The 25,748-nt window shown below is 71.7% G+C and carries 18 protein-coding genes and 2 pseudogenes; 8 read left to right on the top strand and 12 right to left on the bottom strand.

The window, feature by feature from the left end:
* Nucleotides 1-270 precede the first annotated feature (270 nt).
* Nucleotides 271-1,251 (top strand): ATP-binding cassette domain-containing protein, encoded by a 981-nt coding sequence (locus ACLQ26_RS20760; RefSeq protein WP_425746005.1) that lies wholly within the window; start codon nucleotides 271-273, stop codon nucleotides 1,249-1,251.
* A complete protein-coding gene (locus ACLQ26_RS20755; protein ID WP_425746004.1) occupies nucleotides 1,248-2,075 on the top strand; it encodes an ABC transporter permease in 828 nt (275 codons plus the stop codon). The genes ACLQ26_RS20760 and ACLQ26_RS20755 overlap by 4 nt, the downstream gene beginning before the upstream one ends.
* A 1-nt stretch (nucleotide 2,076) precedes the next feature.
* Here ACLQ26_RS20755 and ACLQ26_RS20750 read toward each other — a convergent pair whose 3' ends face one another.
* Nucleotides 2,077-5,259: a BTAD domain-containing putative transcriptional regulator gene (locus ACLQ26_RS20750; protein WP_425746003.1), complete on the bottom strand. Its 3,183-nt coding sequence runs from the start codon at nucleotides 5,257-5,259 to the stop codon at nucleotides 2,077-2,079.
* 181 nt (nucleotides 5,260-5,440) lie between these two features.
* On the opposite strand from ACLQ26_RS20750, the gene ACLQ26_RS20745 reads away from it, so the two are divergent.
* Together ACLQ26_RS20745 and ACLQ26_RS20740 are read left to right on the top strand one after the other, a co-directional pair.
* On the top strand, nucleotides 5,441-6,901 hold the full coding sequence (locus ACLQ26_RS20745) for an SDR family NAD(P)-dependent oxidoreductase (protein WP_425746002.1): 1,461 nt from the start codon (nucleotides 5,441-5,443) through the stop codon (nucleotides 6,899-6,901).
* 24 nt (nucleotides 6,902-6,925) lie between these two features.
* Nucleotides 6,926-7,396, top strand: coding sequence for a heme-degrading domain-containing protein (locus tag ACLQ26_RS20740; RefSeq protein ID WP_425746001.1), 471 nt, complete (start codon nucleotides 6,926-6,928; stop codon nucleotides 7,394-7,396).
* Here the strand turns inward: ACLQ26_RS20740 and ACLQ26_RS20735 are convergent.
* A complete protein-coding gene (locus tag ACLQ26_RS20735) occupies nucleotides 7,393-8,769 on the bottom strand; it encodes an FAD-dependent oxidoreductase (RefSeq protein ID WP_425746000.1) in 1,377 nt (458 codons plus the stop codon). The two genes, ACLQ26_RS20740 and ACLQ26_RS20735, sit on opposite strands and share 4 nt — an antisense overlap.
* A 166-nt stretch (nucleotides 8,770-8,935) precedes the next feature.
* On the opposite strand from ACLQ26_RS20735, the gene ACLQ26_RS20730 reads away from it, so the two are divergent.
* Complete coding sequence (locus tag ACLQ26_RS20730) at nucleotides 8,936-10,318, top strand: serine hydrolase domain-containing protein (RefSeq protein WP_425745999.1); 1,383 nt, start codon at nucleotides 8,936-8,938, stop codon at nucleotides 10,316-10,318.
* Nucleotides 10,319-10,334: 16 nt separating this feature from the next.
* Here ACLQ26_RS20730 and ACLQ26_RS20725 read toward each other — a convergent pair whose 3' ends face one another.
* On the bottom strand, nucleotides 10,335-11,558 hold the full coding sequence (locus ACLQ26_RS20725; protein ID WP_425745998.1) for an MFS transporter: 1,224 nt from the start codon (nucleotides 11,556-11,558) through the stop codon (nucleotides 10,335-10,337).
* Nucleotides 11,559-11,599: 41 nt separating this feature from the next.
* On the opposite strand from ACLQ26_RS20725, the gene ACLQ26_RS20720 reads away from it, so the two are divergent.
* The gene (locus tag ACLQ26_RS20720; protein WP_425745997.1) at nucleotides 11,600-12,736 is read left to right on the top strand and encodes an ROK family protein; all 1,137 of its coding nucleotides are present in this window, start codon (nucleotides 11,600-11,602) and stop codon (nucleotides 12,734-12,736) included.
* 12 nt (nucleotides 12,737-12,748) lie between these two features.
* Here ACLQ26_RS20720 and ACLQ26_RS20715 read toward each other — a convergent pair whose 3' ends face one another.
* Nucleotides 12,749-13,126: a MerR family transcriptional regulator gene (locus tag ACLQ26_RS20715; RefSeq protein WP_425745996.1), complete on the bottom strand. Its 378-nt coding sequence runs from the start codon at nucleotides 13,124-13,126 to the stop codon at nucleotides 12,749-12,751.
* 113 nt (nucleotides 13,127-13,239) lie between these two features.
* On the opposite strand from ACLQ26_RS20715, the pseudogene ACLQ26_RS20710 reads away from it, so the two are divergent.
* Nucleotides 13,240-13,356 (top strand): annotated as a pseudogene (locus tag ACLQ26_RS20710) (short-chain dehydrogenase); the annotation flags it as partial.
* 250 nt (nucleotides 13,357-13,606) lie between these two features.
* On the opposite strand, the gene ACLQ26_RS20705 reads toward ACLQ26_RS20710, so the two are convergent.
* The 7 genes from ACLQ26_RS20705 to ACLQ26_RS20675 form a co-directional block, all read right to left on the bottom strand.
* The gene (locus tag ACLQ26_RS20705) at nucleotides 13,607-14,584 is read right to left on the bottom strand and encodes a hypothetical protein (protein WP_425745995.1); all 978 of its coding nucleotides are present in this window, start codon (nucleotides 14,582-14,584) and stop codon (nucleotides 13,607-13,609) included.
* A 32-nt stretch (nucleotides 14,585-14,616) separates the two neighbouring features.
* A complete protein-coding gene (locus ACLQ26_RS20700; RefSeq protein ID WP_425745994.1) occupies nucleotides 14,617-16,146 on the bottom strand; it encodes an OmpL47-type beta-barrel domain-containing protein in 1,530 nt (509 codons plus the stop codon).
* 8 nt (nucleotides 16,147-16,154) lie between these two features.
* Entirely contained in the window at nucleotides 16,155-20,102 is a 3,948-nt protein-coding gene (locus ACLQ26_RS20695) for a ThuA domain-containing protein (protein ID WP_425745993.1), read from the bottom strand.
* An 18-nt stretch (nucleotides 20,103-20,120) separates the two neighbouring features.
* Complete coding sequence (locus tag ACLQ26_RS20690; RefSeq protein ID WP_425745992.1) at nucleotides 20,121-21,125, bottom strand: multicopper oxidase domain-containing protein; 1,005 nt, start codon at nucleotides 21,123-21,125, stop codon at nucleotides 20,121-20,123.
* 234 nt (nucleotides 21,126-21,359) lie between these two features.
* A complete protein-coding gene (locus tag ACLQ26_RS20685; RefSeq protein ID WP_425745991.1) occupies nucleotides 21,360-22,199 on the bottom strand; it encodes an amino acid ABC transporter ATP-binding protein in 840 nt (279 codons plus the stop codon).
* 5 nt (nucleotides 22,200-22,204) lie between these two features.
* Nucleotides 22,205-22,999, bottom strand: a complete 795-nt coding sequence (locus tag ACLQ26_RS20680) for an amino acid ABC transporter permease (protein WP_266241319.1) — start codon at nucleotides 22,997-22,999, stop codon at nucleotides 22,205-22,207.
* Between the two features lie 76 nt (nucleotides 23,000-23,075).
* Nucleotides 23,076-23,894, bottom strand: coding sequence for a basic amino acid ABC transporter substrate-binding protein (locus tag ACLQ26_RS20675; protein ID WP_425745990.1), 819 nt, complete (start codon nucleotides 23,892-23,894; stop codon nucleotides 23,076-23,078).
* A 352-nt stretch (nucleotides 23,895-24,246) separates the two neighbouring features.
* Between ACLQ26_RS20675 and ACLQ26_RS20670 the strand changes: the two are divergent.
* Nucleotides 24,247-24,639, top strand: a pseudogene (locus tag ACLQ26_RS20670) (helix-turn-helix domain-containing protein); the annotation flags it as partial.
* Between the two features lie 132 nt (nucleotides 24,640-24,771).
* On the opposite strand, the gene ACLQ26_RS20665 reads toward ACLQ26_RS20670, so the two are convergent.
* A complete protein-coding gene (locus ACLQ26_RS20665) occupies nucleotides 24,772-25,680 on the bottom strand; it encodes a hypothetical protein (RefSeq protein WP_425745989.1) in 909 nt (302 codons plus the stop codon).
* Nucleotides 25,681-25,748: the final 68 nt, after the last annotated feature.

The raw sequence follows: 25,748 nt of genomic DNA, 5'->3' as shown, positions 1-25,748 counted from the left end.
AGCCCCACGCACCTCACCGAACGGGCGGCGTGACGGACACACCGATGGTCGACACGACGGCGCGGAGTCGGCGACTCTTGGCCCCAAACATGTGGTCGGGCGTGGGCCACCACATCGGGCTCGGGCAGGCGCTCTGCCATGGCCAGCATATCGCCACCCCGGGCCGTCGGTCGCCCCGCCGGCAGCCCCGGTCCCGGTGTCAGCCCGTGTCGACGGGGGTGTCGGTGCCGTGTCGGCGCGGTGTCAGGCGACCGGCGCACGCTATGCGGCATGACAACCGACCTGGTGATCGAGGCCGAGGGCCTCGTCAAGACATTCGGGAAGACGAGGGCGTTGCAGGGCGTGGACCTCGCCGTACCCCGAGGGACCGTGCTCGGCGTGCTCGGCCCCAACGGCGCGGGCAAGACCACCGCCGTCCGCATCCTCTCCACGCTGCTCACCCCGGACTCCGGCAGCGCCCGCATCGGCGGCTTCGACGTCGTCCGCGACGCCGAGCGGGTCCGGCAGAGCATCGGCCTCACCGGCCAGTACGCCTCGGTCGACGAGGACCTGACCGGGCGGCAGAACCTGGAGCTGTTCGGCACGCTGCTGGAGCTCGGTCGCGCCGGCGCCCGCCGACGGGCCGCCGAACTGCTGGACTGGTTCGACCTGACCGACGCCGCGAACCGGCAGGCCAAGACCTACTCCGGGGGCATGCGGCGGCGGCTGGACCTGGCCGCCAGCCTCGTCGGCTCCCCCGACGTGATCTTCCTGGACGAGCCGACGACCGGGCTGGACCCGGCCAAGCGCGAGGACATGTGGGACGTGGTCCGGACGCTTGTCACCAACGGCTCGACCGTGCTGCTCACCACCCAGTACCTGGAGGAGGCCGACGCGCTCGCCGACGCGATCACGGTGATCGACCACGGGCGGGTCATCGCCCACGACACCCCCGAAGGGCTCAAGCGGGTGGTCGGCGGGCAGACGCTTGAGGTCCGGCCGTCCAACCTCGCGGACCTGCCGAGGATCGCCACGATCCTGTCCGAGGTCGGCTCCGGCGCGCAGGCCGACGAGATCCGCAAGGGCGTGCTCGCGGTGCCGGTCACCGACGACACGGCCCTGACCGAGAGCGTCGCGCGGTTCGCCGCCGTCGGCATCTCCGTCACCGAACTCTCCCTGCACCTGCCGAGCCTCGACGAGGTGTTCTTCACCCTCACCGGGCGTACGGCATCCGAGGACGACACCACTTCGCGCGTGGAGGTAGCGGCATGAGCACCCTGGTCGGCACACCACCCGCCACGAACCCCGTCCTGTCGACGGCCGCGGTGAACCCGCGACCGTTCCGGCTCGTACGGCACTCGTTGGCACTCGCCAAGCGCAGTCTCATCAAGACCTGGCGGACGCCCGAGGCACTTATCGACGTCACGCTGCAACCGGTGCTGTTCCTCATCATCTTCGTCTACGTCTTCGGCGGCGCGGTCGCCGGATCCACCCACGACTACCTGCAGTTCCTGCTGCCCGGAATCCTGGCGCAGACCATCGCCACCGGGGCCATCGCGATCGGCGTCAACCTCAACACCGACATCGCCAAGGGCATCTTCGACCGGTTCCGGTCCCTGCCGATCCCCCGCTCCGCGCCGCTGGTGGGCGCGGTCCTGGGCGACGTCGTCCGGTACGTGATCGTCACAGTCTCGACCCTCGCCATCGGTTACCTGATGGGTTTCCGGATCGACACCGACCCGTTCCGGGCGATCGCCGGATGCCTGCTCGCGGTGCTGTTCGCGCTCTGCCTGAGCTGGCTGCCCGTCTACGTGTCGATGAAGGTGCGCACCCCCGGCGCCGTGCAGGGCCTGATGTTCGCGCTGATCATGCCGTTGAGCTTCGCGTCCAACGTGTTCGTCGGCGCGGACACCCTGCCCGGCTGGATGCAGGCCTTCGTGGACGTCAATCCGATGACCCACCTGGTGGCGTCGGTACGCGGGCTGTTCCTCGGCACCCCGCTCGACACGCACGTGTGGTGGACCCTCGCCTGGTGCGCCGGCTTCGTGGCGGTGTTCATGCCACTGGCGCTGCGCGCGTACCGCAAGAAGATCTGATCTAGACGAGCAGGTCCTCCATCAGTTCGCGGATCCGGGTGACGGCTGCGGCCACCGGCCGCTCGCGCCACGCGGCCAGCAACGACTCACGCTGCTCCTCGTTCCCGAGGGCGGCGTCGAGTCGTTCGCTGCGTCCGCTGGTCGGGAAGAAGAGCTCCATGTGCGTGCCGAGCCGCTTCGCGAGCGCGGACAGCTCGCGGGTGGTCTCGATGTCGTCCCGGTACGCGGCGAGTTCCGCGCCGCCCGACGCCCACGCCCCGATGACCGGCAGGTCCTTCGAGGTGAGCGCGTCGTCGCGGGCGAGCGCCAGCAACGCGGCCGCCTGGGCGGCGGCGTCGATGCTCGACGCCGGCCGCGCGTCGGCCACCCGCAGGTACAGGACCGCCACCGAGGTACGGAGCATCACCCGCGGCTGCGGTGGCGGTCCGGTCCAGCCGGCGAGGGCACGGTTCACCGCGTCGGCGTGGGCGAGCACGTCGTCGTAGCGTTCGCGCTGCCAGGCGAGGTGCGCCAGGCCGAGAAGCGCCTGCGCGACGTCCATCTGCTCGGCCTGGCCCGGTGTCGCCGTCTCACCGAGTCGCCGTTCCGCCTCGACGTCACCGGCCAGGGCGAGCTGCACGTCCAGCCGCACCCGGATCGACCGCGCGTCCTGCTGGGCGCCGACCAGCTCCATGTGTCGGACGCTGCGCGCCAGCCACTCGGCCGACCGCCCCTCCCGGCCGGGCAGCAGGAACTGCCCGACGGCGCCCGCGGCCATCGCCATGCCCCAGTGGTCGCCCGCGATCTCGAAGCGGTGGTACGCCTGCTCGGCGTCGTCGATCGACGCCTCCGCCAGGCCGCCGTTCTCCCGTACCGCCGCGCGGGCGATCAGGCCGAGCGCCTGCACGTACGGGTCCGGGTGCGCGATCATCTCGGTCGCGCTCTTCAGGCTCTGGTCCAGGTCGGACTTGTCGAAGCCGGGCAACGCCACAGCGAACGCGGTCAACCGCGGCGACACCTCGGCGGGCCGTTGCGCGAGCAGCGTCCGCAGGGCACGCCGAGCGAGCACGGCGGGCCGCAGGTCGGCGCTGATGCCGCTGTTCACGCTTATCAACACACACGTCCACGCGAGCCGGTCGCCGTGCGGCAACGGTCGGCCGCTGTCCCGGCCCCGCAGGATCGCCGAGCGCCGACGCCGCTGCGGATCGTCGACGTGCAGCAGGCCGCGCGCCCACACGAGGACCTCCAGGTGCAGGCCGCGCACCGTCCAGAGGTGCAGCAGCGCGGTGGCGACGTCGATGACGGCCGGCTCGTCGTCCTGCTCCACCGCCCACCGCAGGCCGGCGACCAGGTTGTCCTGTTCGACGGCGCAGCGGTCGAGCGCCTCGACCTGGCCGGGGCCCACGAGGCGACCGGCCAGCCCGACCGCCTCGTCCCGGGCCCAGCCGAGGAGACCGGCCATCGCCGCGGCCCGGTCACCGGACGCGTCCAGACGGGCCTCGCCGTACTCGCGGACGGTCTCCAGCATCCGGTAGCGGGGCGGACCGTCCCCCTCGACCAGGGTCAGCAGGGACTGCTCGACGAGCCGTGCCAGCCCTCGCCGTACGTCCGGGGTCTGCGCGACCGCGGCGGCGAGGTCCGCGGTGAACGGCGCGGGGATGACCGCGACCCGCTCGAGCAGCGTGCGGTCGTCGGGGGCGAGCAGTTCCCGGCTCCAGTCGACCATCGCCCACAGGCTCGCGTGGCGTTCCGGCAGGCCCCGCAGCGCGTCGTCGAGCAGCGCGAACCGGTCGGTGAGACCGGCGAGCACGTCGTCGATCGGCATGTGCCGCAGTCGCGCGGCGGCCAGTTCGAGGGCCAGCGGCAGGTTGTCGAGCCGGTTGCACAGTGCGAGAGCGCGCGTGGTGTCCCAGGTCGGCACCGCGCCGCCGGCCCGCGCCCGGGACTCGATCAGTTCGAGCGCGTCGGAGTCCGGCAGGGCGGTCAGTCGGTGCACCCACTCGCCGGCGAGGCCCAGCGGCGCACGACTGGTCGCGAGCACCGCTACCTCCGGCGCGCTCACCGCGAGCAGGTCGGCGACCACGACTGCCACCGCGTCGAGAACGTGTTCGCAGTTGTCCAGCACGACCAGCCCGTCGAGGTCCGGCGCCAGGGCCCGTAACCGCTCCTCGGGGCTGAGCACCCGCCGTTCGAGGCCCAGGTTGCCGCCGGTCGTCGAGGTGTCCGCGCCACCGAGCGCCGCGAGCACCGTGGGCAGCACCTCGTCGGGCGAGCGCAGACCGGCCAGCTCGACCACGCGTACCGCCTGCCCGGCCGCCGCCGTGCGCCGTGTGACCTCGGCCGCGAGGCGGGTCTTGCCCGCGCCTCCGGACGCCACGATCGTCACGAGGGCGGACTCGTCGAGCGCCGCGTCCAGGGCCTCGACGTCGCGCTCGCGGCCGACGAGGGCGGTCATCGGCCGACGCCACGCGGCGGGCAGGGCGACCCGCACCGGCGGGCGGGGTGGCGCGACGACGGCCGGCGCGGTGAGCTCGCCACGCAGCAGCGCCAGGTGCGCCTGGCTGAGCACGGGTGACGGGTCGGTGCCGTAGCGCTCGGCCAGGTCGTCACGGAGGCGTTCGACCACCTCCAACGCCTCGGCCTCCCGCCCCTGCGCGGCGAGCACGCGCACGAGCAGGGCCGCGGACGGCTCGTCCGGGGGCGTCCGGGCGACGAGCCGGCGCAGGTCGGTCTCGTCGTACGGCCCGGCACCGGCGAGCGCCGCCTCGGCGCGCAGCGCGGCGACGTCGGTGAACAGGCGGGCGTCCTCGGCGGTGACGATCTCCGGGACCTCGGGGAACAGGGCACGGGCCCGGTCGGCCGAGTCGCGGGCCGTCCGCGCGTCACCGGCCCGCAGGGCGGCACGCCCCCGATCGACGAGCGCCCGCGCCTCGACGGCGTCGACGCTTACCTCGTCGGCGGGCAGGCGGTATCCCCCGGGCACGGCCACCACGGGCAGCCCGAGACGGCGTACGCGGGACACGAGCGCCTGCACGGCGCCTGTCGCGTCGTCGGGCGGCGTCCCGTCCCACACCGCGTCCACGAGCAGGCTTGTGGAGACCGCCCGGCCACGCGCGTCGACGAGCGCGCGGAGCACCGCCGCCAACCGCTCGCCCCGGACCGGCCGGCCGTCGACGGCGAGGGGGCCGAGGATGGTGATCTGCACGCCACCAGCATCCCCCACGCCAACCACGGCACCGAGCAGGGTGTCCGACGGCGCGAGGGTCATCCCGGGCGGGCGGCGCGGCGCGGGATGCGTCCGGGACGGCGTGGTGCGTACAGTTTCGGGTCGGACTTGGGGTGGGCCGGCGGAATCCGGCACAGGAAACGGGACGAGACAACGACGCATGACAGTGGACAAGATCGCCCAAAACGGTCAGGACGGCATTGACCGGAACCGGCTGGAGACCTGTCTCAGCGTCTTCGAGGCGTTGGAGGCCCTTCCTCCCGACCACCCCGACGTGGTGCGGGTGCAGCGCGCCACCGCGAAGCTCTACAAGGTGATCAAGCAGCGGCGACGCGAGGAGCGGCGCGACGCCGTCCTGGCTGCCGACCGGGCGGTGACGGAGGCCACGGCCACCGGCGCGCCCGGCCGGATCGACGACGAGACCCAGGGCATCCCACTCGCCTCCCCCACCACCGGCACGACTGCGGGGTTCCTGCACAACCCGCGCGGCTGCTACGTCTGCAAGCAGCGCTACCGCGAGGTGGACGCCTTCTACCACCAGCTCTGCCCGTCCTGCGCCGCGCTGAACCGGGAGCGCCGCGACGCGCGTACCGACCTGACCGGCCGGCGCGCGCTGCTCACCGGCGGCCGGGCCAAGATCGGCATGTACATCGCGCTGCGGCTGCTGCGCGACGGCGCGCACACGACTGTGACCACGCGGTTCCCGCACGACGCGGTCCGCCGCTTCGCCGCGATGCCCGACAGTGGGGACTGGCTGCACCGCCTGCGGATCGTCGGGATCGACCTGCGCGACCCCGCCCAGGTGATCGCCCTCGCCGACTCGGTCAGCAGCCAGGGCCCCCTCGACATCCTGATCAACAACGCGGCGCAGACCGTCCGCCGCTCGCCCGGGGCGTACGCCCAGCTCGTCGCCGCGGAGGCCGCGGCGCTGCCGGACGGTCCCCTGCCGGAGCTGATCACGTTCGCCAAGCCGACCGCTCCGGGTGGCCCGGCGGGGAGCCTGACCGCCGGCACGGAGTCGACTGCCCTCACCCCGCACGCGCTCACCGCGTTGGCATTGACGAGCGGCTCCGCCTCGCCGGAGCGGATCGCGGCGTCCACAGCCATCGACGCCGGCGGCCTCGTGCCGGACCTCGACTCGGTGAACAGCTGGGTGCAGCGGGTGCAGGAGGTCGACCCGGTCGAGCTGCTCGAGGTGCAGCTGTGCAACGTCACCGCCCCCTTCGTGCTTGTCAGCCGACTGCGCCCGGCGATGGCCGCCGCACCGGCACGCCGCAAGTACGTGGTGAACGTCTCGGCGATGGAGGGCCAGTTCGGCCGTGGCTACAAGGGGCCCGGGCACCCGCACACCAACATGGCCAAGGCCGCGCTGAACATGCTGACCCGCACCAGCGCCCAGGAGATGCTTACCGACGGCATCCTGATGACAAGCGTCGACACCGGTTGGATCACCGACGAGCGGCCCCACCCGACGAAGATGCGGCTGGCCGACGAGGGGTTCCACGCCCCGCTCGACCTCGTCGACGGCGCGGCCCGAGTGTACGACCCGATCGTCCGCGGCGAGCTGGGCGAGGACCTGTACGGCTGTTTCCTGAAGGACTACGCGCCCTGCGCCTGGTGAACGACACTCGACGAGGAGAAACGCATGTCATCTGACCAGTGGCCGACGCTGGACGAGCTCCAGCGCGAGGAGGACGCGTTGGAGCTCGCGGGCCTGACCGAGACCGACGCGTACGAGTTGGGTGTGCGGGCCGTCACCGCCGCCGCGGAACGGAGGCTCCCGATCTCCGTAGGCGTCTGGCGGACCGGACGGCAGTTGTTCCACTGTGGCCTTCCGGGCTCGACGGCGGACAACGACGGGTGGCTGCGCCGCAAGGGGCGCGTGGTGATGCGGTTCGAGCACTCGTCGCTCTACATGGCCCGGCTCTGCCAGGACAAGCAGACGACGCTCACCGAGAAGTTCGGCCTACCGGCCGCACGCTACGCCGCGGCCGGAGGCGCCGTGCCACTGCGCGTCCGTGGCACCGGCGTCGTGGGCTGGATGGGCGTCTCCGGGCTCCCGCAGCTGGACGACCACCGCTTCGTCGTCGACATCCTGCGCGGGACTGCGGGCTAGCCGGCTCGGCGGTTCGCGCGCAGGGCGCCCAGGATCACGCCGGGGTTGGCAAGCGACAGCGGATGCTCCCGCAGGGAGACGACCTCGTTGAACCGGCGGGCGATCGCCACGTCCGTGACTGTCGCCGTGAGGATCTGCCGGCTGACCCAGCTGGAGACCCGGTAGCCGCGCGGGTAGGGCCCGTCGACGTGCGGCAGCGCCAGGTCGGCGGAGGTCGAGGTCGACCAGGCGGCGTCGACCACTACCTTCTGCAGGTCGAGGAAGTGGCGGGCGGGAGCGCTCAGGTCCGGATCGGAGAGAAGGTACGCCGACAGGCAGGCCGCGTGCAGGGCCGCCGCCGTCATCCCCTGCCCGTACACCGGGTTGAACGACGCGACGGCGTCACCGACGCTTACCAGCCGCGCCGGGAACCGCCGCAGCGCGTGGAAGTCCCGCCGGCGGCTGTCGGCGTGGTGGTAGGTCTGGACGTCGCCGAGCATCTCCTGCCCGGCGACCTCGCCGAACTCCGGCGGGAACTGCTCCCGCAGCCGTCTGACGAAGTCGTCGGCGGTGCGTCCCGGCCGGTCCTTCCCGTAGCCGGCCATCATCGCCATCCACCGGCCGTCCTCGATGGCGAAGAAGGCGGCGCCGGCGACGTCCGTCATGGTCCGCGGGGTGTGCAGGGCCAGGACGACTGTCGCCTCCGGAGTCTGCTCGGGGCGGCGGAACAGGGCTGTCGCGTAGTTGAGGTGCACGGCCATCCGACGGGTGGTGGGCCGTTCCCAGCCGGCCTGCTCCAGCCAGTCGGAGAGCCGGCTGGACCGACCCATGGCGTCCACCACCAGGTCGGCGACCTCGACGCCGGGCACCTGATCGACCTCGCACCGAACACCGGTGACCGCGTCGCCGTCGAACACGAGACCCGTGGCACGGCCGGTGACCGTCTTGACGTTTGGCAGCCGGAGCACCTGCTGGCGGATCAGCCCCTCCAGGAGGGGCCGGCTGCCCGCCAGGCTGTCGTCGTCGTCCGGTACGACAACCTTCCGCCTGCCGTCGAGGTAGCTGCGCCGGGCGGCGGGCGGCGCCTCGATCGCCCCGTGGGCCAGCGCCTGCTGACGGAAGCCGGGGAACAGCTGCTCGAGCTGGAGCAGGCCGCCGGGCAGCAGCGCGTGCAGCTGCGTCCCCTGTGGCACGCCGGGCCGGGCGCCGCTCAGGTGCGGGTCGTCCCGGTCGAGGAGGACCACGCTCTGCGCGTGGTCGGACAGGACCCGGGCGGCCAGGAGGCCGGCGACACTGCCGCCGACCACCACCGCCTTACCCAGGCGAGGGGTCGGCTGGTCGGGGGGTCGCACGGCGTTCAGCGCGGCGAAGACCCGAACCGGGGAGAGGGACATCGTGCTCTCCAAGGGGTACGAGGTGTGGCACCGATCGTTGCACAGCGGCGACCGTCGACCCGACACGTCCGCCCGGGTGTCAGACACCAACCATGGCGCTGGACGCGGTCGACGTTCGGCTGAGCGAGGCTGGCGCGCCCGCCTCGGTCCTGTCAGCATCACCGGCATGCCTGTCGCACGTCGTACCCTGCTCGGAGCTGGCCTCGCCGCCGCGACCGGCGCCCTCACCGGCTGCGGTGACAGCGGCGGCCCGGGCCTGGGCGTGGCCGACCCCGGCGACGCGGCGACCGCCACCGACGCCGCGGGAAACCGGGTGGGGTTCGGCGCGGCCGGGAACACCCAGGCGTCGGGCACTCCGGGCGCCTCCCCGTCGGCCGGCGGCGGAGCCACGGCGGCCAACCAGGCCCGGTACGCCCCGCAGTTGACGGCCCTGCTGCGGCGTCACCTGCCCGCCTCGCCGCAGACCGTCCAGCATCGCGGCTTTCCCGGCGCCGTCGCCGTCGTGCTTGTCGACGGGCGGACGGCTGTGCACACCGCCGTCGGGGAGGCGCTGCGCTACGCGGCCGGCCCGAAACTCCTCGCGGCGAGCCAACGCGTCGCGATGCGCCCCGACTCCGTGTTCGACCTCGCCTCGGTCACCAAGGTCTACACCGCGATCCTGCTGCTGCAGCAGGTCGAGAAGGGTCGCGTCGAGCTGGGCGCGCCGGTCCGCGACTACCTGCCCGCCTTCACCGGCGCCGGCAAGGACGGCGTCACCGTCGAGATGCTGCTCACCCACACCAGCGGTCTCCCGGTGGGGGCAAAGGTCACCGGGCTGCCCGACAACACCGCGCGCTGGAACGCCGTCCTCACCACCCCGCTGGTCTCCGGCGCCGTGCCCGGGAAGACGTTCCGCTATTCCAGCGTGGGGCTCATGGTCGCCGGCAAGATCGTCGAGAAGGTCACCGGCAGACGCCTCGACCAGGCGCTCAAGGCCAACCTCACAGGTCCGCTCGGCCTGCGCGACACCGGCTTCAACCCCACGACCTGGCTGTCCGGCGCCGCGCGGGCCACCCGGATGGTCGCGACCGACGCCAGGTCGTCCCGGGGCCTGCTGCGCGGAACCGTGCACGACGACGTCGCGAACCACCTCGGCGGTGTCGCCGGCCACGCGGGGGTCTTCGCCAGCGCGACCGACCTCGCCGCCATCGGCCAGATGCTCCTGGACGGCGGCACCTACCGGGGCAGACGGGTCCTCGCCGCCGGCACCGTGCGCAGGATGCTCACCAACCACAACGCGGGTAAGCCGGCCGTCGACCCCGAGCGCCCCCACCGCACGGCCGCCCACGGTCTCGGCGTGGTGCTCGACCAGCCCTGGTTCATGGGCCGGCTCGCGTCCGCGCGCACCTTCGGCCACACCGGTTTCGCCGGCCCCTCGTTCCTCGTCGACCCGGACCGCAGGCTCGTGCTCGCCCTGCTCACCAACCGGGCCCACCCCAACTGGTCCTGGGCGAATCCCGATCCCGCCCGCGCCGCCGTCGGCGACTTCCTGGCCGCCGCGGTCTCCTGATCGGCGGCGGTGGCCGTCAGCCCGCGACGACGGCCGGTTCCCGGTCGCGGCGACGTCCGGCGGCGAAGCTGACGATTCCCAGGCCCAGCCCGACGACCGCCAGGACCAGGCCCACCCGGGCCGGCGCGAGATAGCCGAGCCCGGCGCCGATGGCGACGCTGCCCAGCGCCGCGCCGAGGCTGTTGGCGATGTTCATGGCGGACTGGTTGAGTGCCGCGCCCATCAGTTGGGCCCCGGGCGCGACAGTGATCAGGCGTGCCTGCAGGACCGGACCGAGGTAGAGGCTCGTCGCGCCGACCAGGAAAGCGCCCACGAACAGACCCACCCGGTTCGACGCGACGAGGCTGAACACACCGATGCTGACGATCATGGCGACGAAGCCGATCATCATGCTGCGGCGCAGGTCCCGGTCGGCGAGCCAGCCGCCCAGGGCGTTGCCGACGGTCATGCCGAGACCCACCGCAACGAGCACCCACGGCACGGTCGCGGCGGAGAGACCTGCGACGTCGGTGGTGACCGGCGCGATGTAGGAGTCGACAGCGAAGAACCCGGCGAAGCCGATCGCCCCGGTGGCGGCGACCAGCCACACCTGCGAGGTCCGCAGCGAGCGCAGTTCGGCGGCCGGCGAGCCGTCCGCCGCCGCGGCGACCTCCGGGACGACCGCCAGCACCGCGAGCAGCGTGAGCAGGAAAACCCCGGCGATCACCAGGTACGCCGCACGCCAGCCGACCGCCTGCCCGAGCCGGGTGATCAGCGGTACGCCCACCACGTTGCTCACGGTCAGCCCGCCGAGCACGGTGGCGAAGCCCCGAGCCTCGTTGCCGGGGCCCATCAGGGTCGCCGCGAGCAGGCCGGCCGCGCCGAAGTACGCGCCGTGGGGCAGCGCCGCCACGAACCGCGCCACCAGCACCAGTTCGAACGTCGGCGCCGTGGCGGACGCGATGGTGCCGACGACGAAGAGGACCAGCAGCCCGAGGACGAGCCTGCGGCGGGGCAGGCGCGCGCTGAGGGCGGCGATCAGCGGGGCGCCCACGACAACGCCCAGGGCGTACGCGGTGATCATCCAACCGGCGTGGGCGACCGCTTCCGACGACGATCGGGCGTACTCCTGCGGGAGCAGCCCGCGTGCCATCTCGGGCAGCAGACCCATCGCCACGAACTCCGTCAGGCCGACCGCCACTCCGCCCAGGGCCAGGGCCGCCAACGCCGCCAGGCGCTGGCCTCTGCTCAGTCCGTTCACCGAGCGAATTTAGCAACAGCGTTGCGTAATAGGGTGGTGAGATGACGCGCACCACAGCCGACGTGACGTTCCTGCGCGGCTACAACCAGGCGCTTGTCATGGCCGTGGGGCGCGCCGTACGGACGTTCGAGCGCTCCACGGTCGTCCACGCCACCGGCCTGACACCACAGGCGGTCTCCAAGGTCATCGCCCGCCTGACCGCCGACGGGCTGATCCGTTCCGCCGGCGTCCGCCGCCCGGGCATCGGCAAGCCCGCCGTCGTCTATGAGCTGGTCCCCGACAGCCGGTACGCGATCGGCGCGCACGTCGCCCGGCGCACCCTGCGGCTGGTCCTGGTCGACCTGGCCGGCACCGTGCACCACTCCATGGTCAGCCCTCTGCCCGCCGACTTCACCCCCGAGCAACTCCTCGACGCCCTGTCCGTCGGCATCGAGGCGATCACCGCCGGCACCGAGCTGCGCAGCCGGCTGACCGGCGTGGGCATCGGCATGATCGGCCCACTGGACCACGCCCACGGGTTGGTCCGGGACGCGCACGGGCTGCGGCACTGGCACGACGTCCCGCTTCGGGAGCTGGCCGAGGCTCACGTGGGCCTGCCGGTGCACCTCGACAAGGACGTGACCGCCGGGATCACCGCCGAGGCGTGGCGGCACGGCGCGACGTTCGGCGACGCGGCGCTCATCATGGTCGAGTCCGGCATCGGCTGTGGCTTCTGGCTGGGCGGCACCGCCCACCGGGGCGCGCACACAAACGCCGGGGAGTTCGGGCACACGGTGGTGGCCCTGGACGGGCCCCGCTGCGTCTGCGGACGCCTCGGCTGCCTGGAGGTCGTGCACCTGCGTGCCATCGAGGCGGGCGACATCCCCCGCGCGGCACGCGTCCTGGCCGTCGGCGTCGTCAACCTGCTCCAGACCCTCGACCTCGCCCACGTGGTGCTGGCCGGCGCGGATCTGCTGCGCCACGCGGACGTCTACCTTCCCGCGGTCGAGGGGGCCGTCCGCACCGACGTCCCGCGCGCGGACTGGCTGGCCCCGATGGTGACGCTGTCCGGCCTGGGCGCGGACGTCATCGCCGCCGGCGCCGCGATGCAGGTGCTCGACCAGCTCTACGGCATCCCGGACCTCACCCCCGGCACCCCGCCCGCGATCGTCCGACAGCCCGTCGCCGGGGCGCACTGAGCACGGAGGCGATCACTGCGGGGTGGTGTCCGCATAAACGCAGCCGTTGGCCGGGGCCTCGCTGGAGCTGATCACCGCGTCGAGTCGGGCCCTGACCTGGACGAGTTGGTCGATCTGCCGGTCGATGCGGTCGCGTTCGGCGTTCAGCAGGGCACGGGACTGCGGGGTGTTGACCTTCGCGTCGACGCAGGGCAGCAGATCGTGGATCGTCCTGCTGGACAGACCTGCGGCGTACAGCGTCTGGATGAGCTGGACGCGGTCGACCGCCCCCTCGTCGTAGTGGCGCTGGCCACCGCCGCTCCGGGCGGGGATCAGCAGCGCCTGCTCCTCGTAGTAGCGCAGGGCGCGCACCGACACACCCGTACTGCTGGCGAGTTCCCCGATCCGCACGACCCCTCCCCCATGGCCGGTGACCCCTGCCACACGACCTTGTCTCTCACGTCGACGTCAGGTTCCAGCGTAGGTCGCGTACCGAGTCACGTCGAATCACAGCGGGGGACACCATGCAGATCTCAGGCTCGATCGCGCTGGTCACCGGTGCCAACCGTGGCATCGGCCGGCACTTCACCCGACAACTGCTCGAACGCGGCGCGGCCAAGGTGTACTCCACGGCCCGCGACCTGGCCGACGACCCGAGCGCCTTCTACGGCCGCACCGAACAGTAATGGCCCTCCCCGCCAGGAGCGGAGGCTCTCGCCCGGCCCGCCATGCCGAGGTGCTCATGAGCGGTATACCTCAGAGGCATATTCATACCTCTGAGGTATACCGCTCACTACCGCATCCGTCCCGACCGAGGTAACCGACTGTCACCGCCGGCCGCCGGCCGCTGGCTGCGCCCACCGCCGCGGCCAGGGGTCAGGATCTACTCCTCTAGAGCTTCGCGGCGCCGGCCGCCGTGGCCTCCTGCACCGCCGAGGTACGACGGGTCTCCGCCCGCTGGTCGCCGGCGTCGTCCCGGTCGGCGTCGGCCATCCGAGCCGCCCGGTTGGCGCTCGGCGCGACCTGGTCGCCTGTCACTCCGCCGCGGATGCGGTTGTTCGCGGCCACCTGGGCGGCCGGGTTGTTGCCCGTCACCGTCAATCCACCGTTGATAATGTTGTCGTCGACGCTCACACCACCGGTGGTGCTGGTGACGCTGACGTCCGCGCCCCAGTAGCCGCCGGAGGCGCAGCTGTCGAGGGCGCCGTTCGGGCCAAGTTGGACGCCACCGAGGTTGCCGGCGAACGTGGCCCGACCCCGGACGGCGCTGCCGCACACGACACTGCCGGTGGCGCTGTTGAGCACCGAGAGGGTGCCGTCGACGAACGAGTCGTGCACGTCGGTGTAGTAGGTGCCGGTGCTGCTGACGTTGCGTTCCACCTGCGTACCCCGGTCGAGCCGGACCTCACCGGCGCCGACGGTGACGGTCCCGGCGATCGTCGCCGCCTCGGCGAACAGGAAACTGTCGATTGTCGTCGTGCCCTTCGGCCGCACGGTCACGGCCCCGGTCCGGGCGTCGGAGAGGTAGATCCCGTACCCGCCGGCGGCCAACACCACCTGGCCGTCGACGCTCGTCTCGGTGGCGTCGAGGTAGCCGTCGGCGGCGACGCGTACCTCACCGCTGACCCGGCCACCGGTGACCACCAGGTTGGCGCCTGCGGCGACCGTGACGTTGCCGGTGATCGTGGTACCGGTCAGCGCGCAGGACTCACCGGCCGGAACGAGCAGGTCGTTGGGCACGGTCACCGCACCGCCGGTGCCGATGCAGTGGGTGACCAGGTCGGCGTGGGCGGTGGGTGCCACGGCCAGCACCGAGGCGGCGATGACTGCGGTCACGGTGGCCAGCTTGGCGGCGGTACGTCCGGGCATCGTGGTACTCCCTGTCGATGAGATTCGGGTGCTCATGCGCCGACGTCCGATCGGGCCGCGGCCCGGACGATGGCGCCCTGCTGCCGCTTGTTGAGCGTTCCGCCGCTCACCAGCGCGGCGGTTACCGCCTCGACGTGCCGGACGAAGTCGGCGTGGCCGGGGTAGTCGGCGTGTTCGTCGATCAGATCGTTGATCGTGCAACCGTCGCCGGTGTCGACGTTGGCCACGCCGGTGTCGTCGCCGTCGATGACCACAGTGCCCCGTGTGTCGGACGCGGGGCAGGCGTCGGTGCCGTCGGCCACCACAGTGAACGTCGCCGACTGCTCGGCTGCGGCGTTCCCCGCGGTGTCGGTCGCCCGGTACCGCAGGGTGTGCGCGCCGACGGTGCGGACGCTTACCGGGCCGGCGTACGCGGTCCAGGCGCCGGTGTCGAGCGCGTACTCGACCGACGCCACGCCCGACCCCGTGTCGGTCGCGGTGACGGTGACTGTCGCGACGCCGACGTACGCGCCGTCGGCGTCCCGCTCGCCGGTGACCGTGGCGGCCACGGCGGGCGGGGTGTCGTCCTCCTCCGGCGGGGCGACGACTGTGAAGTGGGCCATCTGCTCGGCCGAGGTGTTGCCGGCGACGTCGGTCGCCCGGTAGTGCAGCATGTGCATCCCTACCGCGGTCACCACGACCGGGCTCGTGTACGCGGCGAAGGCGCCGTCATCCAGCGCGTACTCGATGGTGGCGACCCCGGAGCCGGCGTCGGTGGCGGTAAGCGTGGCGGTGGCCGTACCCACGTAGTTGCCGTCGCCGTCGCGGTCGCCGGCCAGCGCGGCCGTGACCACCGGCGCGGTGGTGTCCTCCTCGGTCGGCTCGACGATCCGGAACGACACCGAGCCGACCGCGCTGGTGTTGCCGGCCTGGTCGGTGGCGCGGAACTGCACCGAGTGATCGCCGACCGCGCTCACCTGCACCGGCTGGGCGTACGGCTGGAAGCTGGTGTCGTCGACCTGGTACTCGACGGTCTCCACGCCCGAGCCGGCGTCGGTGGCCGTGACGGTCACCGACGCCGTACCGACGTAGTTGCCGTCCTGGTCCTGGTCGCCCGACACGGCGGCGGTGACCGTCGGCGGCGTGGTGTCGTCGCCTCCCCCGCCGTCGGTGACGACCAGTTCGCCGACCATCTGGCTGTGGCCGGGGATCGCGCAGAAGTAGCGGTACCGGCCCGGGGTCAGCGTGACAGTCGCCTGGTGGCGGCCGTCGTTGGCGTCGAACGGGCTGGCCAGGATGTTGACCGTGACGTCGTGGTTGTAGCCCTCGGTGCTGGTGTCGAAGGTCAGGGTGTGCGGCATCCCTGTGGTGTTGCCGGTGGCCGCGCTGTTCTCCCAGACGATCGTCGCCGCGCCGGCCACCGCTGTGGTGGGCACGGACTTGTAGCGGGTGGTGTTGTCGTCGGCGGTCCAGGTCAGCACCTGGTCCGCGGCGGCGCGCGGGGCAGCGGAGGCCTGTGGCGCGGCCAGCGGCGTGAGCGTGAGCAGGAGCGCCGCCACGGCGGCCGTGAGTCGTCGGATCATGGTCTCTCCTAGAGTTCCCGCACGCGGATGTTGCGGAACTCGGTCAGGTCGTTGTCACCGTGGTTCTGCAGGCCGATGAAGCCGGACAGGAACTGCCGCAGGTCGGTCGGCGGGTCGCCGGCCCGGGAGGACTGCTTGCCCGGCGTGTTGTCGAACTCGTTGATCACCACGCCGTTGCGGATCATCGTGTAGTGCTGCCCGACCACCCGGATCTCGTAGTCGTTCCACACGTTCTTCGGCGTGACGCCGGCCTGGGCGAGCGGCACCGGGTCGAAGTTGTAGACCGAGCCGGTCTTCTGCGGCTCGCCGGTCTCCCCGTCGTAGATCTGGATCTCGTGTCCGCAGTAGATCGCCATCCAGGCCGGCGAGGTCCGGGCCGACCCGACCGTGCCGCAGCTGCCCGGCGGCCGCTGCTCCAGCGGGGTACGCAGGTCGGGGAACCGGATGAAGACACCAGTGTTGGCGCGGCCGGTGCCCGGCGCGATGTCCCGGAACTGCACCTTCAGCGAGAAGTCCGCAAGCTCCCTGGTGTGCCAGAGCATGCCCAGGCCGCCGCTGGAACGCAGCGCTCCGTCCGGCTGGATGCTGAACGACCCTGTCGGCGCCTGCTGCCAACCGCGCAGCGACTCGGCGGTGCCGTCGTAGAGCGGCTCGTATCCGGTGCGCCCGTCCCGGCCGATGTCGGACGCTGCCGCCAGGCGGGTGAGCGTGCCCGCCTCGCGGGCGTTGAGCAGGCCGTCGTCCTGCAACGCGCCTGTCACCGCGCTCACGTGCCGGACGAAGGCGTTGTGGTCGGGCCAGGTGCTCTCGTCGTCGATCAGGTCGTTGATCGTGCAGCCCTGCCCGACCGTACGGCTGGGCACCGCGGTGTCCGTGTCGTCGAGCCACACCGTGTCCCGGGAGTCCGGCACCGCGCAGCCGACCGTGACAGTGGTCTGCACCGTGGCCGTCTCGCCGTCGGCGTACGTGACGGTGAGCTTCGCGGTGTAGGTGCCGACAGTGGCGTACGTGTGGCGGGGGTCCGCCTCGGTGGACGAGGCGCCGTCGCCGAACTCCCACCGGTGGCTCACGCCGCCGGACCGGGAGCCGGTGAAGGCGACAGTCAACGGCTTGTTCTGCACGGCCACGGAGGTCGCCGCCGGTGCCGGGGTGGGCGCCCCGCCGGTGTAGGTGATCCGGATGAGCTTCTGGTTGGGGTGCAGGCTGAAGAACCCGCCTCCGTAGTCGAGCAGGTAGAGCGCGCCGTCCGGGCCGAACTTGGCGTCCATCCAGCTCTGCAGCCGGGTGTCGCCGTTGCCGCTGGGGATGATGGCGCGCAGCGACTCCGCGTACACCGGCGGGGTGGCCGTCGGCACGCCTGCGGGGTCGACGGTGACGGCGACCCGGTTGGCGGCGTTCGACTGGTCGCCGATGAACCACTTCTCGTCCCAGTACGCCGGCCACGCCACCGTGCTGCTCGGGTCGACCCGGTCGCGGTGGTAGGTGGGGCCGGACATGATGGCCTGCCCGCCGCCGCGCAGGTACGGCTGGGTGTAGGTGGCGTCGGCAGCGACGTAGGTGGGCAGGCCGCTTCCGTCGGTGCGCTTCGGGAACACCGGGCCGCCGCCGTCCGGCGAATACCAGATCATGTTGTCCCGGGCCGCCGGGATGTCCACCTGTCCGGTGTTGCGCGGCGAGGTGTTCTTCAGGTCGCCGCAGTCGTACCAGCCGGTCAGTACGCTCGCGTCGGTGCTGCTCCGGTCCCGGTACGGCTGCCGGTTGCCCATGCAGTACGGCCAACCCTGGTTGCCGGCCGAGGTGATGATGGTGGCCGTCTCGTACTTGGCGGGGCCCAGGGTGGGGCTTGGCGACGCGGCGTCCGGGCCGACCCAGCCGGCGGTCAGCCACTGGTGCTCCGGGTCGACCTGGAGGCGGGCGATGTTGCGCACGCCCATCACGTAGATCTCCGGGCGGGTCTTCTCGGTGCCCGGCGGGAAGAGGTTGCCCTCCGGGATGGTGTACGTGCCGTCGGCCTCCGGGTGAATCCGGATGATCTTGCCGGCGAGGTCGTTGGTGTTGCCCGCCGTGCGACGGGCGTCCTGGAACGAGATGCCCTGGTACTCCTGCGTCCAGTTGTTGCCGGAGTAGCCCTGCGACCCCTCCGAGGAGTTGTTGTCGCCGGAGCCGACGTACAGGTTGCCCTTCGCGTCGAACGCCATCCCGCCGCCGGCGTGGCAGCAGCTGTGGATCTGCACCGGGAACTTCAGCAGGTCCTTGCGGGTGGCCTGGTCGATGGTCTGCTTCTCGCGGTCGTAGGTGAACCGGGAGACGGTGCGCTGCCCGACCCGCTGCACCCGGTCGATCGACTCGTGCGGCATCCAGTAGACGTAGAGCCACCCGTTGTCGGCGAACGCGGGGTCGGGCACGATGCCGAGCAGACCCTCCTCGTTCTTCACCAACTCGGAGCCGCTGCCCCGGTTGCCCATCACCTCCAGGGTGGTGAGCAGCTTGACCTGCTTGGTCCGTGGGTCCCAGGAGTGGATGGTGCCGCAGCCCAGGCCGACCTTCGGGTCGTTCCAGTCCGCGATCGGGCCGCTCGGGCAGGCCGCCTTGCCGACGTAGAAGACGGTGCCGTCCGGGGCGATGGTCAGCCCGTGCGGCTCGCCGATCTGGTCCAGCTGACCGGTCTGGTTCGCAGCGGTGAGTCGCTCCACCTTGTAGTTCGCGGCGATCGTCGCCTGGCAGTCGCCGCGTACGCGACCGGTGGTCCAGTTCAGCGCCCCGGCCAGGTGCGCGCGGAACGCCTCCTCACCGTAGCTGCCCTCGGTGTGACCCATGCCCGTGTAGAACGACCTGCCACCGTCGTAGTCCCGGCACCAGGACACCGGGTGGAACGGGCCGTTGGCGCCCGGTCCCGGGTCGTAGTGCCGCTCCTCGACCTGGGCGAGCGTGTGCACGCTGCCGATCGGGTTCGGGTCCCAGTTGTCCCAGCGGTCCGACCGGGTGAGCGTCAGGGGCAGCGACGCCGTGGCCGGGTGCTTCCGGTCCAGGATGTCGACCACCGCGCGGTTCACGGGGGTCGGCGGCGGCGCGGTGGCCGCGCCGGTGAACAGGCGCAGGTCGGCGAGCTGGATCAGCGGCTCACCGCTGTTGGCGGTGATGTTCAGCCGGTAGCGGGTGAACTCCTGCGGCGTGGCGATGTCGAACCGCCGGGTCTGGAACCGCTCCGCGAAGGTCTGGTTGGTGCGCCGGTCCAGATCGGACCAGCTCTGGCCGTCGGTGGAGCCCTGCAGAGTCCAGTCCTTCGGGTCCCGTCCGACGAAGTCGTTTGCCGACGTCAGCGCGTACCCGGTGATCCGTTTGGGCGCGGCCAGCTGGTACGCCACCCACGCCGTCGGGGTGCGGACCAGCCACTTGGTGTTGGCGTCGCCGTCGGTCAGCTTCTCCTTGCTCTCGGTCGGCGGATTCTCGCCGCTGGCGGTCACCGCGGCCACCGGCTCGGCGACCGGGATGGCACCCGCCGGGCGGGTGCCGATCAGGCCTGTGAACCAGGTGGAGTCGACCTGCGCGCGGGCGGCGTCGGCGATGCCGACGAAGCCGCCGCCGGCCTTCATGTAGCCCTGCAGCGCCGACTCCTGGTCGCGGTTGAGCGCGGCGCCCGTCGCGGAGAGAAACACCACGCTGCGGTACGCGGACAGCCCGGTCTGCGTGAAAACGCCCGGATCCGTGGTGGCTGTGACATCGATGTCATGACTGACCGCAAGCTGTCGGATGGTGTCGACGGCGCGCGACACCGGGTCCTGCTGCTCGGCGACCGGCCCGTGGAACACGAGCACGGCGGTCCTGGGTGCCTGTGCCGCCGGGGCGGCGGTCGCGGGTCGCGGCGCGGCGGTCGCCGCCGTGGCGGTTGCCGCGCCCGGAATCAGTGTGGCGAAGGCCGCTACCGCGGCGAGGGCTCGTCGTACGTCTCTGGTCATCCCCGTCCCCACTTTCGGTCAGCTTCCGTGCGTGTGGGTGTGGCCCTGGAACCGGTGGATCGCCTCCTCGGCGCCGGGGGGCATGCTGCCGTCGGCGTTGCGCACCAGGAAGATCCCGGCCATGCCGCCGTCGGAGTGGTTCTGCACGTGGCAGTGGTACATCCAGGCGCCGGGGCCGACGCCCTCGCCGGCCAGCACCTGGAACCCGAACGAGCTGCCCGGGTTGAGGTCCTTGTTGTCGATGACCAGGCTCGGGTCGGCCGGTCCCTCCAGCATTCCGGTGCGGTTGTCCGCCCAGCGGTGGGCGTGCAGGTGGAAGGTGTGGAACAGGTTGCCGTGGCCGATGGCGAGCCACTCCACCCGCTGGCCCAGGGTCGCCTCGAACATCGGCGTGTCCGGGGCCATCCGGTTGTTGATCGTCATGTCGTGGAACACGACTGTGAACTGCTTCTCCGGCAGGATGTCACCACGGCGGCGGACGATCAGTGCCCCGTACAGGCCCTTCGCGACTCCGGCTGTGCCGTGGTCGGTACCCATGGCGTGATCGTGGTAGTGCCAGTAGCCGGCGCTGCCCGGCATGTACCGGCGGCCCGCCGCGGCCACCATCTCGTGGGAGCGCCAGACGTACGTCCGGGTCTCGCCGGGATTGTTGAAGGAGGCGTTGAGCGGGCTGCCGTCGGAGTCGGTGCTGTAGTCCACCCCGTGCGGGTGGATGGACAGCCGCTGGTCGGTGGTGTTGACCAGGGTGATCTCCAGGGTGTCACCCTCGTAGATCTCCAGTACGGGCCCCGGCACGGTGGCCTGGCCGGGGGCGAGGCCGTACCCGAACAGCCCGCCGGGCAGCTGCTCGGCGTAGATGGTGACCTTCTTGGTCACTCCGGCGGCGGCCCGGGCCGGGCTGCCTCCGAACGCGCCGCCGAGCGTGGGGGCGGACGCGCCCAACGCTCCGGCGGCGAGCGCCCCGGTCGCGATCAGTGATCGGCGGGACAGATGGCGCTGGGAGCCAACGGCGTGATCGTCCATGGGTCTCCGTTCCCGACCGGGCGAAGACACGACGAGTGCAGGGTGCATCGACCGCCGAGCACAAGGCGGCAGCACGACTGAGGTGAGGATCGTCGCGGACTTCGCTCGGAAGACTCAGAACTTTCGATGGATGAACCCAACTTATGTAATCCATCGACGAAAGTACAGGTCTGATTGCAGGAAGATTACCGCGGGATCACAACGTACGTCGATTGACCAGGCGCTGTGGCGTGGTCAGACGGTGTGGCGGCCGTCGGCCGGCAGGCCTGGGGCCTCGGGCGGCTCCGGCGACTGGTCGGGCTGACCGAGCCGCTCCACCCGGGTCGGGTCGAGGACCCGGGCGAGGAACGCGCGGGTCCGTTCGTGCTTCGGCGCGCCCAGCACCTCCTGCGGCGGCCCCTGCTCGACCACGACGCCACCGTCCATGAACACGACCCGGTCCGCGACGTCCCGGGCGAACGCCATCTCGTGGGTGACCACCATCATCGTCATGCCGTCCTCGGCCAGCTTGCGCATGACGGTGAGCACGTCGCCGACCAGCTCCGGGTCGAGCGCCGAGGTCGGCTCGTCGAAGAGCATCAGCTTCGGCTCCATCGACAACGACCGGGCGATCGCGGCCCGCTGCTGCTGCCCGCCGGAGAGCTGCGCCGGGTATGCGTCGGCCTTGTCGCTCAGGCCGACACGCTCCAGGTTGGCCCGCGCGATCCGCTCGGCCTCGGCGCGTCCGCGTCGCAGCACCCGCCGCTGGGCGACGGTGAGGTTGTTCAGCACGGTCAGGTGTGGAAACAGGTTGAACGACTGGAACACCATGCCGATGCCCCGGCGTACGGCGTCGATCTCGACGTCCGGGTCGGTCATCTCGACGCCGTTCACCCAGATCGTGCCGGCGGTCGGCTCCTCGAGGAGGTCGACGCAGCGCAGCAGCGTCGACTTGCCGGAGCCGGACGGCCCGATCACGCAGACGACCTCGCCCTGGCCGACCTCGAAGTCGATGCCCTTGAGCACCTCGAGCGCCCCGAAGGACTTGTGCAGATCGCGGATCTCGACCGCGGGACGGGACGGGATGGTCGTCATGCGGGTCACCGGGCCTTGGCGTAGCGGAGTTCGAGGCGGCGCACCACCTGGGACAGGGGCAGGGTGATGACCAGGTACGCGAGGCCGGCCACCAGCAGCGGCGTGGCGTTCACCCGGTCGTTGAGCATGTCCCGGCCGAACTTGGTGACCTCGATGGTCGATGCCGTCACGCCCAGAACGTAGGCCAGCGACGAGTCCTTGGTGAGCAGGATGAGCTCGTTCGTCAGCGGCGGGATGACGATCCGGAACGCCTGCGGGATGACGATGGTGCGCATGGCCGTGACGTGCGACATGCCGAGGGTGCGGGCCGCCTCCATCTGCCCCTTCGGCACGGCCTGGATGCCGGCCCGGATGGTCTCGGCCATGTACGCGGCGGCGGTCAGGCCGAGACCGATGGCGATCGAGCCGAACACACCGCCGGGAATCTCCCGCTCCGGGAAGGCGATGGGGATGCCGTACCCGACGAGGAAGAGCACCAGCAGCGCCGGCAGACCCCGGAACAGCTCGATGTACGCGGTCGCCAGCCAGCGGTACGGCGCCACCCGGGACAGCCGCATCAGCGCGAGGATGGTGCCGAAGACGAGGCCGAAGGCGAACGCGCCCACCGTGTAGAGGATCGTGTTGCGCAGCGCCACGGTGATGATCGTCGGGAACATCGACTCGATGATGTCGACGCGGAAGAACGCGTCGGCCAACCGGCCCCAGTCCGCTGCTGCGAGAACCGCGACGATGATCGCGACGAAGACCAGGTACTGGATGCCGAGGGACAGTCGTTCCCGCTGGCGGCGTCGCAGCTTCACGTCGGCTCGTTGCCTTCCCGGAGTGTGTCGACGGGGAGGGCGCACAGCACGCGCGCCCTCCCCCACTGAGCTTCGATCAGGCGCTCGGCCGCTTGCCGATCCACTTTTCGTAGATCGCGTCGTACGAGCCGTCCTGCTTGGCCTTGGCCAGCGTCTCGTTGATCTTCTTGAGCAGTTCCGGGTTGCCGTCCTTCTTCACCGAGAACCCGTACTGCTCGCCGGTGTCGAACTCGGCGGTCACCTGGAACCCGCCCGGGTTCTTCTTCAGGTACTCGCTCCACACCGGCAGGTCGTTGATGGCGGCCTCGACCTGGCCGTTGGCGAGCGCCTGCTGCTCGGCGGCGAGGTCCTCGAACTCGACGAGCTGCAGACCCTTCTCCTTCTCGAACTTCTTGGCGTAGTCACGGCCGGTGGTGGCCGCCTGCACGCCCACCTTCTTGCCCCGCAGGTCGTCGAGCGTCTTGTAGGTCTTGCCGCTCTTCACAAGCATCGCCTGGGTGGCGTCGAAGTACGGGTCGGAGAAGTTCATCACCTTCTGCCGTTCGGCGGTGATGGTCATCCCGGCGGCGGCCGCGTCGCACTTGCCGGTGTTCAGGTCCTGACCGGACTTGATCCCCTCGAACGGCGTGTCGATGATCGTCTGCTCGACGCCCAGCTCCTTGGCCACGAGGTCCATCACGTCGACGTCGAACCCGGTGACCTTGCCGCTGGCGTCCTTCGACTGGAACGGCGGGTACGGCAGGTGGGTGCAGACGGTGAGCTTGCCGGCCTCGACCAGCTTGACCCCGCTCGCCTGGACCTCGCTGTCGTCCTTCTTGGCGCATCCCGCGCTCAACGCCAGAGCGGCGACCGCCGCGACGAGGCCGGCCTGACGGACTGCGCTACGGACTCTCACGAGTGTGTCCCTCCGGTGCGGCTCCCGCCGTGACGGGCAGCCAGGTTGGTGCGAAGACGTGTGACAGGGGACGGTACCTGATTCGACGAACGGTACCCAGGTCACGCGGCGTAGTCGCAGTGCTGCGGCGACCATCACAGTCCGTGAACCCGACGGCCGGTCACGAACAGGGGCGAACGGCATTTGAGTATCCGGCGCACCTCGAACGAGTAGGCCGTCGGGTCGGCCGCCGCTGCGCCACCACAGAAGCTGGTAGACGATCAGTGGTACGACGTCTTCGGAATGGGTGATCAGAACTGACCATCGAGCCGGGTACACCGAGGCGATCCCGGGTGGGAGGGCACGACTGAGGATGGACACCTACCCCATGACACCTCAGATGGCCTTCGCGCAGTTCGTCCGCCAGGCCGTCGACGACGCCCGCGAGGAGCACGGTTGGACCGTCGGCGACATCGCGCACCACACCGGCGTCAGCCGCTCGACGCTGTTCCGCTGGCTCGCCGGTGACTGGCAGCGCTACCCCGAACTGGCGAAGGTCCGTAGCCTCTGCGCCACCCTCGGCCTCTCCATCGCCGCCGCGATCCGGCCGCTCGCCATGCCGAACGCCGCCGTGACGCCACGGGCGCTGGCGGAGGTCGAGGCGGACATGGGCACCATCCGCCGACGGTTGCTCGACGACACGGTCCCCGCCGCGGACAAGCGGCAGATCCGGGAACTTCTCCGCCGCCTCGCGGGCCGGGATCTCCCGGTCGAGGCGGCGTCGCCGTCCACGACCGGTTCCCGCGTCACCTCGCCCTCCCCGTCGCAGGCCGGAGCGTCGCGCCGATAGCCCGAGCGGGCCGGCTGTCGCAGTCTCAGCGCGCGGCGCGGCGCGGCCTCAGCGCGCGGCGCGGCCCGGCCGGCCCGGGCCGGTGCCGGAGCGTCGGGAACCGATGCGGGGCGCCCGCACCACAGGGGAACTGCCGGCCCCGGGGCGAAAGTCCCGTGCCGCGGCGGCCACCATCTCGTCGGGGTCGCGTTCGAGCGTCTGCCGGACGTGCGACGGAACGATCTCGGACGTGGCCATCGCCAGCCGCACCTGCACCGAACGGTCGTCGACCAGACCCGCGAGATCCTCCTCGCCCAGCTCCAGCGCGCGGACGAGCGCGGCCCGCACGTCGACCGACGGGTCGGTGGCCAGGGCGCTGCGCTGCGTGGCGGTGGTCCGCGGGTTGCGGGCGAGCCCCTTGCGGACGCGGACGGTGCGGTCGGCCAGCAGTGCGACGATGACGTCGGGATCGTGGGTGTGGGTGGCGAGCCGTTCGCGGACCTCGGGTGAGACGTCGTCGACCAGTCGGGCGGCCAGCTCGGGCTCCAGGTCGCGGCTCTCGGCGAGCAGGCCCCGAAGCTCCTTGTCGGGGGCGGCCGCCATCACCCGGCGGACCGACTCGTCGCAGGCCGGGTTGCCGCCGACGGCCCAGCGGACCCACCGGTCCGGGTCCTTGACCAGGCGCAGGAGATTGCCGACCGAGGTCGCGGGATTGCGCGCCACAGCCTCCCGGACCTGACGATCATGGTCGCGGGTCAACGACCGCAGCGCCTGCGCGGGCGCGTCCGGCCGGGCCGCTACCGCCTTGCGGACCGCGACCGACGCGTCGGACGCCAGGTCGATGAGGGTCATCTGTGGCGTTGTGGGGTCGTGTGCGACGGCGAGCCGCGCGTCCGCCCCACCACCGGTCGGACGGTCGGCAGTGGTTTCCGACCCGTTGTCCCGGTCGGCCCCGCCGACGTGCTGCTGCTTGCCCATGGCGCAATCATGGCACGCGCCGAATCGGGCCCCACGCGGTGAGCGCCGGCGCCGCCCCTGGTCCGCGC

Source organism: Micromonospora sp. DT43 (genome assembly GCF_049841645.1).
Taxonomy (GTDB): domain Bacteria; phylum Actinomycetota; class Actinomycetes; order Mycobacteriales; family Micromonosporaceae; genus Micromonospora.
Note: the sequence above shows the minus strand (reverse complement) of the source record. Positions and strands in the feature narration are given on the sequence as shown.

Coding starts and splice junctions, on each gene's coding strand:
- ACLQ26_RS20760 (WP_425746005.1), top strand. CDS start 271: ATGACAACCGACCTGGTGATCGAGGCCGAGGGCCTCGTCAAGACATTC.
- ACLQ26_RS20755 (WP_425746004.1), top strand. CDS start 1,248: ATGAGCACCCTGGTCGGCACACCACCCGCCACGAACCCCGTCCTGTCG.
- ACLQ26_RS20745 (WP_425746002.1), top strand. CDS start 5,441: ATGACAGTGGACAAGATCGCCCAAAACGGTCAGGACGGCATTGACCGG.
- ACLQ26_RS20740 (WP_425746001.1), top strand. CDS start 6,926: ATGTCATCTGACCAGTGGCCGACGCTGGACGAGCTCCAGCGCGAGGAG.
- ACLQ26_RS20735 (WP_425746000.1), bottom strand. CDS start 8,769: ATGTCCCTCTCCCCGGTTCGGGTCTTCGCCGCGCTGAACGCCGTGCGA.
- ACLQ26_RS20730 (WP_425745999.1), top strand. CDS start 8,936: ATGCCTGTCGCACGTCGTACCCTGCTCGGAGCTGGCCTCGCCGCCGCG.
- ACLQ26_RS20720 (WP_425745997.1), top strand. CDS start 11,600: ATGACGCGCACCACAGCCGACGTGACGTTCCTGCGCGGCTACAACCAG.
- ACLQ26_RS20705 (WP_425745995.1), bottom strand. CDS start 14,584: ATGCCCGGACGTACCGCCGCCAAGCTGGCCACCGTGACCGCAGTCATC.
- ACLQ26_RS20700 (WP_425745994.1), bottom strand. CDS start 16,146: ATGATCCGACGACTCACGGCCGCCGTGGCGGCGCTCCTGCTCACGCTC.
- ACLQ26_RS20695 (WP_425745993.1), bottom strand. CDS start 20,102: ATGACCAGAGACGTACGACGAGCCCTCGCCGCGGTAGCGGCCTTCGCC.
- ACLQ26_RS20690 (WP_425745992.1), bottom strand. CDS start 21,125: ATGGACGATCACGCCGTTGGCTCCCAGCGCCATCTGTCCCGCCGATCA.
- ACLQ26_RS20685 (WP_425745991.1), bottom strand. CDS start 22,199: ATGACGACCATCCCGTCCCGTCCCGCGGTCGAGATCCGCGATCTGCAC.
- ACLQ26_RS20665 (WP_425745989.1), bottom strand. CDS start 25,680: ATGGGCAAGCAGCAGCACGTCGGCGGGGCCGACCGGGACAACGGGTCG.